A 16,444-nucleotide genomic window follows, 5' to 3' on the forward strand; every position below is an offset into this window, starting at 1 on the left:
GGCTCCGGTCAGTTCGTTGAAGTCTTGGGGGAACGCGTGGTGGGGTCCTGCGGCAGGTGCAACAGGGCCGGGAGACCGGAGTCGACGGCGCGGCGGAACGCGGCTGCGAAGTCTTCCGTGCGGTCCACACGCTCGCCGTAACCGCCGTAGGAACGGGCGAGTGCGGCGAAGTCCGGGTTGGTCATGTGCGTGCCGGAGGGCCGGTCCGGATAATGCGCTTCCTGGTGCTCGCGGATGGTGGCGAAGATGCCGTTGTCCACCACCAAAACGATGAACGCGGCTTCGTAGCCCATGGCCGTGGCGATTTCCTGGCCGTTCATCATGAAGCAGCCATCGCCTGCGACGGAGATGACCTGACGCCCCGGGTATGCCAGTGATGCTGCCACGGCTGCGGGAATCCCCATGCCCATGGCGCCGTTGCGCGGAGCGGCCAGGGAGTTGGCCGAGTTGTGGTCCAGATACCGGGCGGGCCACAGGGTGTGGTTTCCGGCGCCGAAGGTGAGGACGGCGTCGTCGGCCATTTCCTTCTTGAGGACCTCCATGGCGACGCCAAGGTCGACGCCGATGCCGCCGTCGGGCCGCGGCGTGGAGAACGTGAGCTGATCGGCCCGGGCGCTGGCGAACCAACCTTCCTCGCGGTTGCCCACGGTGTCCGCGGCGTCCGTGGTGGGGAGGGACGCAGCGAACGCGGTGACATCCGCAACGATGTGCTGGTCCACCCGGCCGAAGTGGCCCAGGAGGTTGGCGTCGGCGTTGACCACGACGGTTTCGGCATTGAGTCCACGCTTGTAGCCATCGGAGAGGACGTCGCCGCGGACGCATCCGACAAAGACGATCAGATCGGCGTCGTCCAGGCGCTGGGCGTTCGCGTCGCTGCGGCCGTAACCGAGGAAGCCTGCGTAGGCGTCGCTGCGGTGCGGGACGGCGTCGTAGGCGCGGAAGTCGGCCAGTACCGGGATGCTGTGGCGGGTCGCCCAGGCGGCCAGCTGCTCGCCGGACTCCTGGGTCCAGCTTTCTCCGCCGACGACGATCAGGGGCTTGCGTGCCTTCTCCAGCTTTTGCTTCAGGTCTTCCATGTCCGCGACAGCCGGCCGGGTACGGGCAACCTTGCGGGGTTCCACGGTGGCGTCCTCGACGACATGCACGAGGACGTCCTCCGGGAGGCCGATCACGACGGGGCCCGGTCGGCCGCTGAGGGCGGTGAAAATGGCGTCGTCCACAACGCGGGCTGCGGAAGCGGCGTCGTCGAGGGTCACTACTTTCTTGGCGGTGCTGCCGAACCAGGCGTTGATGTCGAATTCCTGGAACGACTCGCGGCCCCGGTCTGCCACCGGGATCAGGCCAACGAAGAGGAGCAGTGGCGTGGCGTCTTGGTGTGCGGTGTGGATGGCGATGAAGGCGTTGGCAGCCCCAGGCCCGCGGGTCACCATGGCGACGCCCGGCAGTTCGGTGAGGCGGCCCTCGGCCAGTGCCATGAATCCGGCACCGCCTTCCTGGCGTGCCACTACGTTGGTGATCGGCGAGCCGTGCAGTCCGTCGAGGACATCAAGGAAGCTCTCCCCCGGAACGGTGTAGACACGCCTGATGCCTGCCCGTTCCAGTTGGGAGACGATCAAGTGGCCCGCCGTGGTGGTGCTCAATGCTTCATTCCTTCTTCTTCGATGGAAAGGCTTGGGAGGAACAGGCCGGAGAGCGCGGTCAGTGCGGAAACCACCAACAGGATGATGGCGCCTGGCCAGAAGGAGTTGCCGTTAGCTGCTACCAGGGCAGTCGCAATCAAGGGCACGAAGCCGGAGATGACGCCCGCAGTGTTTGAAGTGATGGCGACGCCGGTGTAGCGGACCTTCGTGGCGAACAGCGCGGTCAGGGCGGTGCCGGACACTGCATACGGGATTGAAAGGACCGCGACGCCGATCATCATGCCCAGGACCACCAGCACGGGGTCGCGGGAATCGATGGCCAGGAAGACCGGGACTGCTACGAGCGCGGACGCCACACCGCCCCAGAGAATAACCTTGCTGGCGCCGAACTTCTCGCCCAGGCGGCCTGCCCAGATGAGGGCACCAATCTCAAGGGCCGCAGCAAGCAGGGTGCCCAGGAGCAGGAGTTCGAACGGCATCTTCAGGATCTTGGTGCCGTAGAAGACCACGAAGCTGGTGATCAGGTAGAAGCCGCCGATACCGAGCAGCGCCGAGCACATGCCCACGAGGATCTGGCGCCAGCTGTTCCTTAGGACGCCGCGGATGGGAGCATGCTCTGTCTCGCCGGATTCCATGAGCGCTTCGAATTCGGGCGACTCGCTAAGACGGCTGCGGATCCACATAGAAATAGCGAGGAGCGGAATGGCGGCGATGAACGGAATGCGCCAACCCCAGGCCTCAAAGTTGCTCTGACCCACCAGGAACAGCATGCCGAAGAAGCCACCGGAGGAAAGGATGGTGCCGATCGGCGAACCGATCTGCGGCAGCGCCGCGTAGCGTGCCCGCTTCTCCACCGGAGCATTTTCGACGGCGATGATCACCGCGCCACTCCACTCGCCACCGACCGCGAGGCCCTGGACAATGCGCAGCGCCACCAGGAGGATAGGTGCGGCCAGGCCAATGGTCATGTAGTTGGGCAGCAGCCCGATAAGGCCGGTAACAACGCCGATGCCCACGATGGTGACCATGAGGATTTTCTTGCGGCCCACCTTGTCGCCCAGGGCGCCGAAGATGAAGCCACCGATCGGGCGGGCAACGAAGCCAACCGCAAGAGTGGCAAAGGACCCCATGGCCGCCACGAAGGGGTCCTGGGAAACGAAGAACTGTGCGTTGAATACCAGCGCAGCGGCTGTGGTGAAAAGGAAGAAGTCGTACCATTCCAGCGCAGTGCCCACGAGGGCAGCCAAGGCTACTTTCTTGGTGACGCTTTCATCGACGATGCGTGCTGCCGTGGGACTGGCGTCCGGGGCTCCGCTGACCGTGCTTGCCATAGTTGCTCCATGAGTGCGAACGGGACCGGGACGTTGGGGATGCCCGGGCGATTTGTGTGACTTGTTCCATAGTGCCAGTAGTTTTTCCCAAAATATCTAGCAATTCACCACGGAATCATTGGACTAGAATGTGTGAATGCACAATTTTGAAGCTCCTGGGCACGTAGATCGTTGGCCCGAGCTGGTTGATCAGCTCGAGGGCAGGCTGGACACTCTGGCGCAGGCCTTCACTACGCGGGTTCGCGAGATCCCCGAATACGGGGAAAGCCAGGTGACGGTCCTGGAAATCCAGGAGACTGCGAGGGAGACTTTCAGGCGCCTGATCCGCGGGCTACGGAACGGCACGTCGGACAGCCGGGACGGGCTCCTCGACTTCGCCTCCGACCTTGGATCCAAGCGCGCCAGGGCCGGCATTCCGCCAGAGTCCCTTACCTCTGCCGTTCGCCTGGACTTCAGCATTCTCTGGGCCGAGCTGCTGGAGATCGCGCACACCGAGGACGCCGCCCTGCTGGCCACCCGAGTGGACCAGGTTTGGAGCGTCGTGGACGAATTCGCCACCCGGACGCACACCAGCTACTTGACTGAGCGCGTCAGGATGGCCCAGGAAGAGTCCAGCATCCAACGAGAGTTCATTGCCCGCCTGTTCAACCAGAGCAGCCCCTCCCTGGAGACGTCCTCCCAAGTAGCTTCGGCACTGGGCATCAACCCAGAGTCGCGCTTTGCGCTTGTGGCAGCAAGTGGCGAACCCGGCGCCCGGCTTCGTGCCGCAACGTCCCAGTTCGGATCTGGGCAGCACACCCGGCAGCGCTTGTTTCTGCACGAGTCCGGCGGCAACACCTATGTTTTCTGGGCTCTTCCGGCCATTCGGACGCGAGGTCCTGAATCCCGAGGCGACCTGCACGGCACTGAACAAGAAGGCCAGCAGCTGCCGCCCGGCGTCGTAGATGTCCCTTGTGGCTACGTGCCCGCAGTACTTGGCCTGCGCGCTCTCCCAGGGGCCGCCCGCACCGCCGAGAGCCTCGCCGCTTTGCTTCGACCTTGGGATTCCAGTCCGTTGTCAGCCGATTCCGCGTGGGCCCGGCTGGCCCAGCAAAACCTGCAGGACGCCGGCTTGGACCTCGCCGCGGAACTCGACGAAGCTTTGGCGGAGTGCCGGGGCGGCGAGCGCGAGCGCCTGCTGGAAACTGTCCGGAGCTACCTGGTAACGGGCAATGTCACCGTTACCTCCGAGCAGCTGTTTTGCCATCGCAACACCATTCTCAACCGGCTCAATCGTTTCCAGGAGCTGACGGGAATCGATGTTTCGGTACCGTCAAAGGCTGCGAGACTTGTGGTCCTTTGGGCTTGAACGCGAGTCCTGTTGTTCATGGCAGGACGACCCGAGGCTTTCCCGGCCATTCCTCCTAGACTGGGATCGTGAACGATGTCGGCAATGCGGATGCTTCCGGCAGCACGACAGGAGCGAGTTCCGTGAACCTGTCACCGGGGCCGGGGTTCTCGGGGGTGCAGTGCCCGCCCAACTGGTCCATCACTGCCCATGTTGCGTTCAGAGCGGTAGTGACCGCGCCCTCGGCCCACCCTGCCGTCCATGAGACGTCGTCTCCTGCCAGGTAGATGCCTTGGGCTTGTCCACCTTGGGCGTGTTCCATGAACTGGGTGTAGAGCCTGCGCTGGTAGCGGTAGTGCCCGGGGAGGTTGATTTTGAACGCTCCTGCGAAGCCGGGTTCGTCTTCCCACGAGACCGTGAGCGGTTCGCCGACGATGTGGCTTCGGATATCTACGTCCGGGTAGATCTCCCCCAAAGTGCGCAGCATGACATCGGCGCGCTGCTGCGCATTCAACGGCAGCCATTTCAGTGCGTCATCGTTCCACGTGTAGGAGAGGCAGATCAGCGCTTGCTGGTCCGGGCCGTTGTCGAAAAGGTACGTCCCGCGGGTGACTCTGTCCGTCAAGGTTGTACTCATGACACGCCGTCCGGTGTCAGGGTCTGTGTCCAGCCAGAAGGGGCGGTCAACAACCACGAAGGTTTTGGAGGACTGCAGGTAGTGGATCCGGCGCATGGCCATCCACTGTTCCGGACTGAACAAGCTTTCGTCGGCCTGTATCTCCGTAGAGAGCAGCCATTTGTGGCAGGTGACAATGGCTGCCGCGTACTCCCGGGACACTTCGGCGTCGGTGATCGTCACGGCCGGATCAGTAGGCCCCGCGGCCCGCCGTATGCTGGTGACCGCACCTCGGGGCATGCCTCCGTGGAGGGATGCAAGGCTTGTGCCTTCCGGCCAGTATTCCATTTTCTCGGGTGTGTGGCTCCACAATCCGTCTGTGATCCCGCGGGCCCCGCCCAGAATTCGTCGTTGGTTGTTTTCGCATTCCATGTAGACCACGCGGAGGATCTCCAGGATGGCGTTGGGAAAGCTGACATCCCAACCACCGGAGCCAAAGCCAATTTGGCCGAATGCTTCGCGGTACTGGTAGGGCAGGCCGGAGAACGCTTTGGAACTTGCCAGATAGTTCGAGAACGACGTGTCATCAAGGACCGGGACCAGGCCCGCCCAGATCCGTTTGATGGTGGCGTAGTCCCGGTCTGCGATGGCCTGCTGCATGGCGGCATACTCGGCACGTTCTTCAAGGCATTGCTCCCACGCGTCAGCGACTTCCTGGAAGAACGGGGGCAGGGCCTCGTTGGCACTGGCGTAGAACTGTTGCCCGCCCAGTTCCACTACGGTGCTCGGTGATGCGGAGTCCAGCGGGTTCGGGAACGGAGCCGAACCCACACCTGCGAGGTCGGCGTAGTGCCAGAATGCGCGACTGGACACCGGGAAGCGCATGCCTCCCATGTCGGCGACGGGTGCATCCGCCCCAGGAAGCGTGGCCCCACGGAGCCTGCCCCCTATGGTGCCCGATTCGTAGATGACAGGCCGAAGTCCCATTTTCATCAGCTCAAGGGCAGCCACCAGGCCGGCAAGGCCCGCGCCGATCACGGCTACTTCGGTGCCGTGTGTTGATGGGGGGACGGATCCCAGTCCGGAAGGGTGCTGGAGGTATTCGTCATAGGGGAAGGGAAAGTCGGGGGTCAGCATCGTGACAGGCTGGGGTTTCATGATGATTCCTGGTGGGTCTAAAGGGCTTTTACTTGTTGAAGTAGGCGAGATAGCCAATATCGGTCCGGGCTTGCCGGATGAGGTTGTGGTCCAGATCGGCGAAGACGATCTCGGCGTCTGCGTCCCCCGCTGTGGTGATGCGGCGCCCGTACGGGTCTGCGACAGTACTGGTCCCGGAGAACTTCGGGCCTGCATGGTTGGCGTAGGCAACGAACACTTGGCTTTCCAAGGCACGGGCAGGCACCAGAACAGTGGACACAATCCTGGTATCCAGGGGATGCGGCTCGTCACCCGTGCTGGCACGCAACGGGACGGCGGTTGGGATGAGCAGTAAGTTCGCGCCACGGAGTGCCTGTTCGCGGGCAAATTCCGGAAATTCGATGTCGAAGCAGATGCCCAGCGCGGCGGTGAAGTCACCAATCCTGACCAATTCCGGTTGCGACGTACCCGGCCTGAAGACTCCGCTCTCGTCCGCGCCAAAGAGATGCTGTTTCCGGTAGCGGGTGAGCTCTTGGCCTGTTCTGTCGAAGAGTGAGGCGCAGATGTAGCGACCGGCTTCGTCGTGATCGACTGTCGAAGCAACGATGCCAATCCCCGCCGCAGCGGCGGCCCTCGCAATCCAGTCGCGCTGATTGGCGCCATCCTCCAAGTGGACACGGAGCGGGTCGTACCCGCTGAGGAACAGTTCCGGGGTGAGAAGCAGGTCAGCTCCGCGGCTGGAGGCCGACCTGGCAGCGCCTTCCAAGGTCTCCCGGTTTTCCTGTGCCGCCCCCACGATTCCGGTGGCCTGAAGCAATGCGATTCTCATCAGTGCAGTTCCTCCGCCGCAACGACAACGTCATCCGCCCCGTGTTGGCTTTCCTTTTGACGAGCAAGCTCCCTCACCCTGCCGCGAACGGCATACCAGCCGAGAACGAGCGCCGGGACGATAATGACGAGCGTACCTACTGTGTACGTCCCCGTCGGGTACTGGAACGCAATGACAACCAGCACTGAGAACAAGAATGCCAGGGCGAGATACGACGTCCAGGGTGAACCCGGAAGACGGAAGGCCGGCCGGGTCACAAACCCCTGCTTGGCCCAGCGCTGGAGACGGAGCTGGCACAAGATAATAGTGGCCCAGACCGCCAGGATGGCCATCGCCGTTGCGTTCAACGTGATCTCGAACGCCTCCTTGGGAACAATCGCATTGACAGCCACACCGATCAGCGCAAAAGCCGAAGTGAAAAGGACGCCGGCGTAGGGAACACCAGACTTGCTCATCCGGTTCATGAAGCGCGGCGCCGACCCAGCCACCGCCAGGGAGCGGTAGATCCGCCCGGTGGAGTACAGCCCCGCGTTGAGGCTGGACATTGCTGCCGTGATGACTACAAGATTCATCGCGTCGCCAGCACCGGAGACCCCGATCGAGGCAAAGAACGTCACAAAGGGCGAGACACCAGCGGAGTACGACGTAAAGGGAAGCAGCAGGGCTAGCAGGACACTCGAGCCAACATAGAACACAGCGATACGGAAGATGACGGCGTTGACGGCCTTCGGAATGACCTTCTCAGGGTTCTTGGTCTCCCCCGCTGCTGTCCCAATCAGTTCAATGCCACCGTAGGCAAACATCACGCCCGAGACAGTGATGATCAGCGGCAGCGCTCCGTTGGGCAGGAGGCCACCGTTGGACTCCAGAATCCCAAGTCCCGGGACTTGCCCTGCCACAGGGAAAGATCCAGCCAGGAAAATGGTGCCGATGACCAGGAAGCTCACCAACGCCAAGACCTTGACCAGCGCAAACCAGAACTCCATTTCACCGAAGAGCTTCACCGAGACCAGATTAATGGCCGTCACGATTGCCAACGCAATAAAAGCAAGCACCCACTGCGGGATGCTGGTGAACGCTGTCCAATAGTGCAGGTAAACAGCGACAGCGGTGATGTCCACCAGCGCCGTGAGGCCCCACGTCAGCGCGTAGATCCAGCCAGCGACATAGGCCGCCTTCTCACCGAAGAACTCCCTGGCATAAGAGACGAATGAACCGGAGGACGGCCGGTGCATGACCAGCTCCCCCAACGCCCTGAGGATGATGTACGCAAAGATTCCGCAAAGCGCGTAGACGACGAACAACGCAGGCCCGGCCGTGGCCAGCCTGCCGCCGGCGCCGAGGAACAGGCCGGTGCCAATGGCACCACCGATACCAATCATCTGCACCTGACGGTTGGACAGACCCTTGTGATATCCAGCCTGTTCCTGCAGATCCACCCTGCTTGGTTTGTTGTGATTGATCATGAAAAGTCTCTCTGGAGTGTCGGCTCCACCGCCGGCTTCGATGACAGGATGGAGTTTCAGTCACATGCCGGAACGTTCCGGCTTGGACAAGAATGACAGTGTCGGCCGTCACATGTCAAGGAGCTGGACAAAGGGGGCGGCGCCGCGTGGATACCATTCACTTATGGGCAAACCGACAATTATTGATCTCGCAAAGCACCTTGGGATCTCAAAAACCACGGTGGCCGACGCGCTCAAGGGGTCCGGCAGGGTTGCCCACGAGACTCGGGCGAGGGTCATGGAGGCCGCCAAAGAAATCGGCTACGTCTCCAATCGGGCAGCCCGCCAGCTTCGCGAAAGTTCTACCGGCGCCATCGCTCTGTATGTGCCTCAACGAGTGCGCAACATGTCCTTCTACATGCCCTTCGCCCTCGGGGTAGCCGATGAAGCCGCCAAACATGGCTACGACCTCACGCTCGTCTCAGACCGTTCAGCCGACCGGTCCGGCTGGACACACGTGGACGGAGCCATTCTGGTGGACGCCATGATGGGCGACCCCGTTGTGCAATCCCTAATCCGCTCCCCCTTGCCGATCGTGACCGCCGGACGCATCGCAGGCTTCCCCGATGCGCGCTCTTCGGGCATCGTCGAGATTGAGCACACCAAAATGTGTGGAGAAATACTGGACGCCATGGCCTCGCGGGGAGCCGAACATCCTGCGCTAATTTGCCCTGAGCCCGGGGATGAGTCTTCCTGGGTACGCCAAATCGTTCTCGGATACAAAGAATGGTGCGTCCGGAAGAACATCCGGCAGGTCATTGAAGTGGTCAGCAGCTTTCCCACCAACGCCCAGCTTGAAGCATCCTTGGTTGATGCATTGTCTGGCGGTGACGTTGATTCGCTGCTCTTCGGGTGGCAGGACGTCGCCCAGCGAGCCGAGGCAGCCCTCACGCGCATCGGTCATGGCCTTGGGAAGGTGAAGTTGGCCTCTTTGCTAAGCTCCAAGGACAACCTGAACGAGTCCTATATAGCCGGACTGGATCTCCAGCCCTACGAATTCGGGCAACGAACCGCCGCTCTCCTCCGAGAGGCCATATCCTCGCCGCCAGCCACGCCTGCTCATCAACTTCACGAAGCGCTGGTCATACAGCCCGACGGCGGTGCCAACACCAGGACGTAGCCGGGATGGAGGCCCCGTGCCAGAAAACCAGACATCATGCCCAAAAGCATGCGCAGTGAATATCACAAGTCATGCTGACTGCACGACATAGGGTTCGTTATCGCCGGAAATCTCATTTCCGTTCGGGGAATCCCCAGGGTTGGTGCCGGTCACCAATGCTCCAGCTCGCGGCCGCTGAGGAAACCCCGGTTTTCGTGGTGCGCACCTCCCCGTCCATCCTGGTGACCGACCCGACCGGGATTACGGGCTGACAGAAGTCGCTGCAGGCAGCGCGCTGCCCTGGTGCTTGAGTCCGCCGAGGGCACCCCCAGGCTACGCTTTGCCCGTCGTCTTGAAAAGGTAGCCGCCAAGCCTGCCCTTGACCTTGTCGGCCAAAGGGGAGTTGATGGTCCAGTTCGTCCCGAGCAGCACCGTGATTTCCATAGACTCACCGATGGCGCGGTATGTGCCCATCTGCTTATCCCTGTCAGCCCAGGATGAATACGTGGCAAGGACGATGTTCTCACTGCAGTCCGCTGAGGAAGCAGAATCCATCATCAGGTCGTGCTCGTGCCAACGTGGACAATCGAGCCCTGCTCTAACCATTGCATCGCGCAATTCGACCACGGATGCATACTTTCCGCCGTCTGCTGGTGGTTCACCTTTCCCCTGAGGGGCTGCATCATTGATCTGGATGCACCCGGTCAGCACAAGCATGCAGAGCACCGTACCGCCCGCAGCTTTGACGACCCCCGCATGTTTCCCTACGTGATTCCCTTCAATGCGAACGCCACTGATCCTATTCCTGAAGAAGTCCGCACACGTGGCCATGACCAATGCATAGCCGAACAGGATAAAGCTCAGCCGGAGGAAAGATATTTATCTTCCGCTGTACTCATCAAACTCTCGCTCTTGGCGCCAGTGCCGTTTCAGGTAAGCCTCTTTCACCGCACTGTCAACCCCAGAGTAGATCGACGGCCTCATTCTGACATATGCCTTGAACATTTCATTTCTAAAGCGGACGAGCCCACGCTTTTGGAAGGGCGGAACAAAAAGAATCCCTCCAAACTCAGCCTTGCAAAGTTGACTCCGGTGCGTGGAACCGGCCTGAGTGCCAAGTTCCTCACTCAAAAGCTTGTACACGTCCCTCGTCGGGATGTCCGAGTGATTCCAGAGGGCAAAGGCCCGCAGTGTCTTTTCTCTCGGCTCCGAATCCCGAACGGCCGCTTGATACATGTCTGACAATTGCTGGGCTGACTCGTTTCTGGCTAGCCCACGAATCGCTCGATCGACGTCATTATATTGAACTAACGTTCTACTCTTGGACTCCGCCACGATGAGACACTCCTGCCCAAGTACATGAACGAACCAGGGATAGCCGGATGACACGTCCGCCAGCCGTGCGATTGCTCTCATCGAAAACGCCAGAGGTATCCCTTCTGCATTCAAATAGGATTGTGCTTTTATAACAATTTGTTCAAGCTCAGCTTCTTCCATCACGGGCACAAGCACCGGCCTAAGGCGCCGTTCGATGGATTGATGATCGGTCAACAACTCGGCCACATTACTTGCAATGCCAACAAGTACAAACTTCAGAGCTTCGCTTGATACGGCCTTAAGGAAACTGGCCAATCCTGCAGTGTCCTTCATTCGATCCAACTCGTCGATGATGAACAGAACTGGCATGCCGTAGGTGTCCGTTAGGAGCTCGCAGAGCTGAACCAACTTCTCCTCAAGGTTAAGATCTTTGAAGGATAGGCGCCCACTTTCAGCCGCGTACTTCTTTGTACTCTCCGCTTCAAACAGCTTGAATGTTACCCGTTTTCGAGTCGTGCGATCAATCAGTTTGGTGGCACCCGCCGAGGTATCCACATGCTCAACCGACTCCGCATGATTAACCAAGGATTGAAGGAGATCGGCAAAATTCCGCGTCGAATCCGTACAGGTGACAAAAAAGGTCAGAAAACGCTTGTCCGGGGGAAGGACTCGATCCGTGACGCCAAGCTTAGTCAGCAGCTCAGCATTTCCCATCGCGATAAGTTGTAATTGAAGCGCCAGACTTGATTTCCCTAGGCCTCGGTCCCCGTAAATCAGCGGAGTGGCACCATGCGCGTACAAACAATCTGACAGCTCGAGCACCTGCTTGCGCCGTCCCGCAAAACGATCTGGAACTTCCAGTTCGTGCGCAGGCACGAAAGCGTTAACGAGAACTTGACGATTTATCACGATCAACCCGCTTTTCTCTCAGCATGTCCTGACCATGAACACACATCGCCCGAAGCGCTATTTGAACGCCTGAAGTACCGATAACGGCGCATATGTCCGAATCTCCGCTCCCCCGATTCGGTCTGCCCAGAAGGACCCCAGCGAAGGGAGAAGGCGTTCGCTAGCAACCCATCTACCCGTTGTACCGCCCTCCATCCCCCAAGTCGGTGGAGGCCAGTCATGGTGCAGGGCATGTCAAGTGTCCATGGATGGCTGAAGCCCAAGAGATCGGGCCCGTCACTAGCAGTCAAGAACGCACGAGGAGCCAAGACCATGAACGCGCTCACCATCAAGGACCCCGCTGACCTGCTCAGCTTCATCGGCCACACCCTCGGCTTCTGGCCACAAGAAAGCCTCGTCTGCATCACCCTCGACAAGGACAAAGTCGGAGCCACTCTCCGCATCGACCTGCCCAAACAACCAGGCTTCGAAGTCCACTTCGCCCGCACTGTCGCGGCCTACCTCACGTCGGACGAACACGCCACAGGCATCGTCTTCGCCCTCTACACCTCAGAAACCCCAGAGCCCGGTGAAGCAAGGCCCCGCCGGGCCACGATCGCAGCCCTCACCGGAGTGCTCGCCCAGGAAGGCATCACGATCCGGGACGGAATCTACGTCTCCGACACCACATACTCCCCCTACGACACCCCACCCGGGCCCGACATCGCCATACCCATCAGCAGCACCGAATACTCCCAAGTCAACGCCGAATTCATCTACCGCGGCAGCACCATAAAACCCACCAACCAAATCACCCTCCCGGCGGCGACCAACAAGCAAGCACACGCGACCGCCGTCGAACACCATAAACAAACCATCACCAGCCGGCCGCCTGCCAATGCCACTCAAGACGCCCACCAGCTATGGACCACCATGCTGGAGAACAAGGACTACCCCACCGACCAGGACGCCCTGAAGCTCATCGCCTACTACCAATTCCCGCACATCCGCGATCAACTCATGGCCGACATCCCCGGCCTCGACGAACCACCCGAACACATCCTCTTCGCCCAAACAACCCAGGCACCGAACTGGTCACGCATCGAATGGGCCAAACAACTCCTCACCCACACCTACACCCTTACTGCACCCGAACACGCAGCGCCGATCCTCACCACCATCGGCTACATCAACTGGTGGGAAGGCAGAGGATCCAAAGCACACCAATACCTCCAACTCGCCCTCGACACCGACCCCGGCTACCGCTTCGCACGCCTCACCGACCACATGCTCGGAGCCGGCATCATCGCAGGCTGGAACACCAACAAAAACACCGCCTACAAAACCAACCTCGACATGCCATGAGGGACTTTCGTAATGGAGTGGGATCCGGCTTGATCCGATGGCCACACATGACCGGTCGACGGCTGGTCCGGAAGAAGTATGCCGGCAGGAATGCGAGTGCTCCCCGCGAACCGGACTGAAGATTCGTCCAGCCCACGGGGAGCAGTTACATCGCCCCCTCAGGGGCTGTAAAACGTCGAAGCCTGAGCCTTCGGCTTCTCTTGCCCGACTGAAGTCGGACCCTATTGGCGACCGATATGGGCATAGGTGGCCGGCTTGGTCCGCCGATAAACCACCGCGAGAGCAATGCCGAGCACGAAAAGGCCGACGATCAGCGCCATGAGAATGGCTGCGAGGACGTGGGAGCCACCGACCAGGAGAGGAAAATTGATCCCGGCCAGGATCAGTCCTGCCCCCAAGCCGGCAATTGATATGGCCGGGAATACGACCCTGCTCCAGAGCGAGTGCCCCTGGCCATGGCGACGCAGGTAGACCGGAACTGCGACTCCTGTCACGAAGATCACGCCTAGGATCACGAAACTGGTGATGCCGAGCAGTGCCGTATAGAAGTCGATGGCCCCAATACCCGTGAAGATCACTACGAGGCTTACCACCAAGCCTGCACCGCTAATGGCCATGGACGAGATGTGCGGAGAGCCGTGGCGGGGGTGCACCATGCTCAATTTCCGCGGAAGGATTCCGTCGGCACTCAAATTGAAGGAATATCTGGCCGAAATATTATGCGCTGCGAGGATCACGGCGAAGGTACTCGTATTGACGAGGACGGTCGCGGCGTCCGCGAGGACTTTACCGCCGAAAGCCTGGAGGCTATGCGTCATTGAACCGGTTGGGTCCACGGCCACAGCTTCAACGACCTTGTCAAGACCGATCGAGTTGAGGAACAACAGTGCGGAAAGGCCGTAGACGACCGTCCCCAGGGCGATTACAGCATAAGTTACACGGGGAATAGTTCGGCCGGGATCCCGGACTTCCTCACGGAACAGGACGGTCACCTCGAAGCCTGCAAACATCCCGAGAGCGAAGAGCAAACCCAGAGAGAAGGACCCATCGAACCAGTGCATCGGGCTCAGCGGTGCAACGGAGATGCCCTCATGGCCGGCTCCCCCATTGACGAAGACAAGGACGTCGTAAGCGACCACGATGACGACCTCGAGGAACAGGAAGATACTAAGCACCTTCGCTGATAGTTCGACCTTGAAGTAGCCCAGGACGGAGCTGGCCGCCCAGAAAATGCTGGCCCAGACGTACCAGGGAAGATTGGGCCCGTTGAGGGTGCCATGTACCAGCTCCCCCATGACTACGCCCCCGAAGACGACGCTTCCGGCATAGGCGCTGAAGTAACCCAGAAGGGCTACAAGGCCGGAGCCGAGGCCAATTTCACGACCTAGGCCGGCGGTAATCATGGAGTAAAAGCCGCCTGGCTTCGGCATGATTTTGGACATACGAGTGAAGCCGACTGCAAACGCGCCCAAGATGGCCCCTGCGATGCCGAAGGACACTGGCGTACCCAGTCCGGCTCCGCTGCTCACCATGATGGGGATGGCCCCGACGACGACCACCAAAGGGGCGTTGTACGCCACAACGCTGAAGAACAGCGAGAGGAACCCCATGTTGCCTTTGAGGTGCGGCTGGCTCCGTGGCGGCGCCTTGGTATCAACTGAACTCAATACGTCCATATTCGATTAGTACCTTCCTAGAAGTAACAGACTTCCCCGAGACACGGCCGCGTCTTTTCGCGTGCTCCGTATAGTGCTGCTGCTCCTGAGGCGCGCATCGCTAAGGTCACAGTGGCCTGCTCGGGTGTTGGGACGTGAATCACACGCCGATGGTCTGAGTACGATGTTCGCTGCTTTGTCATCTGTTCGTCACTAGTTGTTTTACCAACGAGCCGTCGGGACTTTGGCGTCCTCCCAATCAAGATTGCCCCCGCCTCGGTGTGGGCACTGCCGGCTGAGGAGGCTTTGCCGCCGCCGCCTATATAGGCGCTGGATTACCGCCAACTCCTGCTGGGTCGATTGGTTATGTCACCCCTACCCGCAGCGTTGCACTTGGGAAAAAGTCAACTCGTTCGACTGGCCCGAAGTTCACCGGAGAGAAGGTTCGCGCCGCCGCAGTACATCCGCAACCATTCGAGGTTTGTGTTCGGAACCGCGGGCACACCCTCCGCACGCCGGCGCGGTGTTTCCCGAGACGCTCCGATAGATCTTCCGCGACCAGGTAGAAGACAAATGAGAAGGCGCTTGGTGGATGCGCCGCTCTTGCCAGCGACTATTCGCCAGCCAAAAGCATCCGTTCCTAGTGATCCGGGCTACATCCAAGGGGTGGGTAGGGGCATTGAAACAAGACCAAATCCTCGTTCGCCAATTGGTTAAACCACCACTACCCGAAGTATTTCACTTACGGCAAAATCAGTGCACGCTGCTGAATTGAAGATACGGTTTAGGCGTCGTGGAGAGGGTAGTGCCGCAGTCTCTCTGACATCTGGCCCGGAGCTACACAACTCACAGCCGTCGGATAGTTACGGCCGAAGGAGACTACCTGAGGGTACGTAAGCAAATGAAGCCAGCGAGGCTCGCAAGCCGATCCTACGATTGGCAGCAGCCGTCGCCAGTGTGCCTGGTGGTAGTTTTCAGTGCTTGTCATAGCTGAGCCGGGCTTCAAGTATTGAACTCAGCGCAGACCACGACGGCGCAATGTTCACGCGACCTCGAGACAAGATCTCGATCACCTTGAGAAGAAGAAAGGGTGTTTCACCATGGCCCATACGCAGGTAGCTGCAACCGAGCTCGAACTGGTGGATCTCGACCACTGGGGAATGATGACAAACGACGACGACTTGGCGAACACGTTGCCGCTCAAAGACATAGCCATGTACGAGTTGTCAGAGAACGACACGGTATCTGAGTACCGACTGACATCTGAGTCGTTGCCGCAAGAGGGTGTTCCCGCAGGGAAGTACTACCACTTCCGCTGGACCAGCCACACCGTCTACCCGGGCGTGACGAGCAGTATCTACCTCTACCTGCCTCATGGCGCCGAAGAAGCCGAATCGGTCAACCTGATGATCTGTCTGGACGGCCTGGAGTACACCGGAGAGAAGGTTCGCGCCACCACAGTGCTGGACAACCTCGTGCACTCTGGCGAGATCCCCATGACCGTGGGCCTGTTCCACAACCCTGGAGAGACAGGACCGGGCTACCCGATCTACGGCGGGAACACCAACCGTGCTGTCGAGTACGACACTGTCAGCGGTGACTTCGCCCGCTACTTGGTGGAGGAGCTGTTTCCGGTCATCCGGACGAAGGTCCGGCTTACGGATGACCCGAAGGGCCGGGTCATCTGCGGCTTCAGCTCCGGTGGCGCAGGCGCCTTCACCGCGGCCTTCCATCG

The 16,444-nt window shown here is 60.4% G+C and carries 12 protein-coding genes; 4 read left to right on the forward strand and 8 right to left on the reverse strand.

The window, feature by feature from the left end:
* Positions 1-8: 8 nt before the first annotated feature.
* Together ACFX4T_RS12530 and ACFX4T_RS12535 are read right to left on the reverse strand one after the other, a co-directional pair.
* Positions 9-1,640 carry a thiamine pyrophosphate-dependent enzyme gene (locus tag ACFX4T_RS12530; protein WP_377652160.1) on the reverse strand — a complete coding sequence of 544 codons (1,632 nt, stop codon included), beginning with the start codon at positions 1,638-1,640 and terminating at the stop codon, positions 9-11.
* Positions 1,637-2,971 carry an MFS transporter gene (locus ACFX4T_RS12535; protein ID WP_377652161.1) on the reverse strand — a complete coding sequence of 445 codons (1,335 nt, stop codon included), beginning with the start codon at positions 2,969-2,971 and terminating at the stop codon, positions 1,637-1,639. The genes ACFX4T_RS12530 and ACFX4T_RS12535 overlap by 4 nt, the downstream gene beginning before the upstream one ends.
* 136 nt (positions 2,972-3,107) lie before the next feature.
* Between ACFX4T_RS12535 and ACFX4T_RS12540 the strand changes: the two genes are divergently transcribed.
* Entirely contained in the window at positions 3,108-4,319 is a 1,212-nt protein-coding gene (locus ACFX4T_RS12540) for a PucR family transcriptional regulator (RefSeq protein ID WP_377652162.1), read from the forward strand.
* A 55-nt stretch (positions 4,320-4,374) separates the two neighbouring features.
* Here ACFX4T_RS12540 and ACFX4T_RS12545 read toward each other — a convergent pair whose 3' ends face one another.
* Genes ACFX4T_RS12545 through ACFX4T_RS12555 form a run of 3 tightly spaced genes read right to left on the reverse strand, consistent with a single transcriptional unit; the run spans position 4,375 to position 8,346 of the window.
* Positions 4,375-6,072: a flavin monoamine oxidase family protein gene (locus ACFX4T_RS12545; RefSeq protein WP_377652163.1), complete on the reverse strand. Its 1,698-nt coding sequence runs from the start codon at positions 6,070-6,072 to the stop codon at positions 4,375-4,377.
* A 28-nt stretch (positions 6,073-6,100) separates the two neighbouring features.
* Positions 6,101-6,880: a nitrilase-related carbon-nitrogen hydrolase gene (locus ACFX4T_RS12550; protein ID WP_223949023.1), complete on the reverse strand. Its 780-nt coding sequence runs from the start codon at positions 6,878-6,880 to the stop codon at positions 6,101-6,103.
* The gene (locus ACFX4T_RS12555) at positions 6,880-8,346 is read right to left on the reverse strand and encodes an amino acid permease (RefSeq protein ID WP_377652164.1); all 1,467 of its coding nucleotides are present in this window, start codon (positions 8,344-8,346) and stop codon (positions 6,880-6,882) included. Before ACFX4T_RS12555 ends, ACFX4T_RS12550 begins: the two co-directional genes overlap by 1 nt.
* 163 nt (positions 8,347-8,509) lie before the next feature.
* On the opposite strand from ACFX4T_RS12555, the gene ACFX4T_RS12560 reads away from it, so the two are divergent.
* Positions 8,510-9,505 (forward strand): LacI family DNA-binding transcriptional regulator, encoded by a 996-nt coding sequence (locus tag ACFX4T_RS12560; RefSeq protein ID WP_377652165.1) that lies wholly within the window; start codon positions 8,510-8,512, stop codon positions 9,503-9,505.
* 312 nt (positions 9,506-9,817) lie between these two features.
* Here the strand turns inward: ACFX4T_RS12560 and ACFX4T_RS12565 are convergent, their stop codons facing one another.
* Both ACFX4T_RS12565 and ACFX4T_RS12570 read right to left on the reverse strand, forming a co-directional pair.
* Complete coding sequence (locus ACFX4T_RS12565; protein ID WP_377652166.1) at positions 9,818-10,042, reverse strand: hypothetical protein; 225 nt, start codon at positions 10,040-10,042, stop codon at positions 9,818-9,820.
* Positions 10,043-10,363: 321 nt separating this feature from the next.
* A complete protein-coding gene (locus ACFX4T_RS12570) occupies positions 10,364-11,716 on the reverse strand; it encodes a hypothetical protein (protein ID WP_377652167.1) in 1,353 nt (450 codons plus the stop codon).
* Between the two features lie 306 nt (positions 11,717-12,022).
* Here ACFX4T_RS12570 and ACFX4T_RS12575 point away from each other — a divergent pair, with 306 nt between their 5' ends.
* Positions 12,023-13,054: a DUF4192 domain-containing protein gene (locus ACFX4T_RS12575; RefSeq protein WP_377652168.1), complete on the forward strand. Its 1,032-nt coding sequence runs from the start codon at positions 12,023-12,025 to the stop codon at positions 13,052-13,054.
* Positions 13,055-13,275: 221 nt separating this feature from the next.
* On the opposite strand, the gene ACFX4T_RS12580 is transcribed toward ACFX4T_RS12575, so the two are convergent.
* Positions 13,276-14,721 carry an APC family permease gene (locus ACFX4T_RS12580; RefSeq protein WP_377652169.1) on the reverse strand — a complete coding sequence of 482 codons (1,446 nt, stop codon included), beginning with the start codon at positions 14,719-14,721 and terminating at the stop codon, positions 13,276-13,278.
* Between the two features lie 1,088 nt (positions 14,722-15,809).
* Here ACFX4T_RS12580 and ACFX4T_RS12585 point away from each other — a divergent pair.
* The coding region (locus ACFX4T_RS12585) for an alpha/beta hydrolase (RefSeq protein WP_377652170.1) at positions 15,810-16,444 on the forward strand (635 nt) is incomplete at its 3' end.

The sequence above is a fragment of the Paenarthrobacter sp. YIM B13468 genome (assembly GCF_042788025.1).
In the GTDB taxonomy this organism is placed as follows: domain Bacteria; phylum Actinomycetota; class Actinomycetes; order Actinomycetales; family Micrococcaceae; genus Arthrobacter; species Arthrobacter aromaticivorans.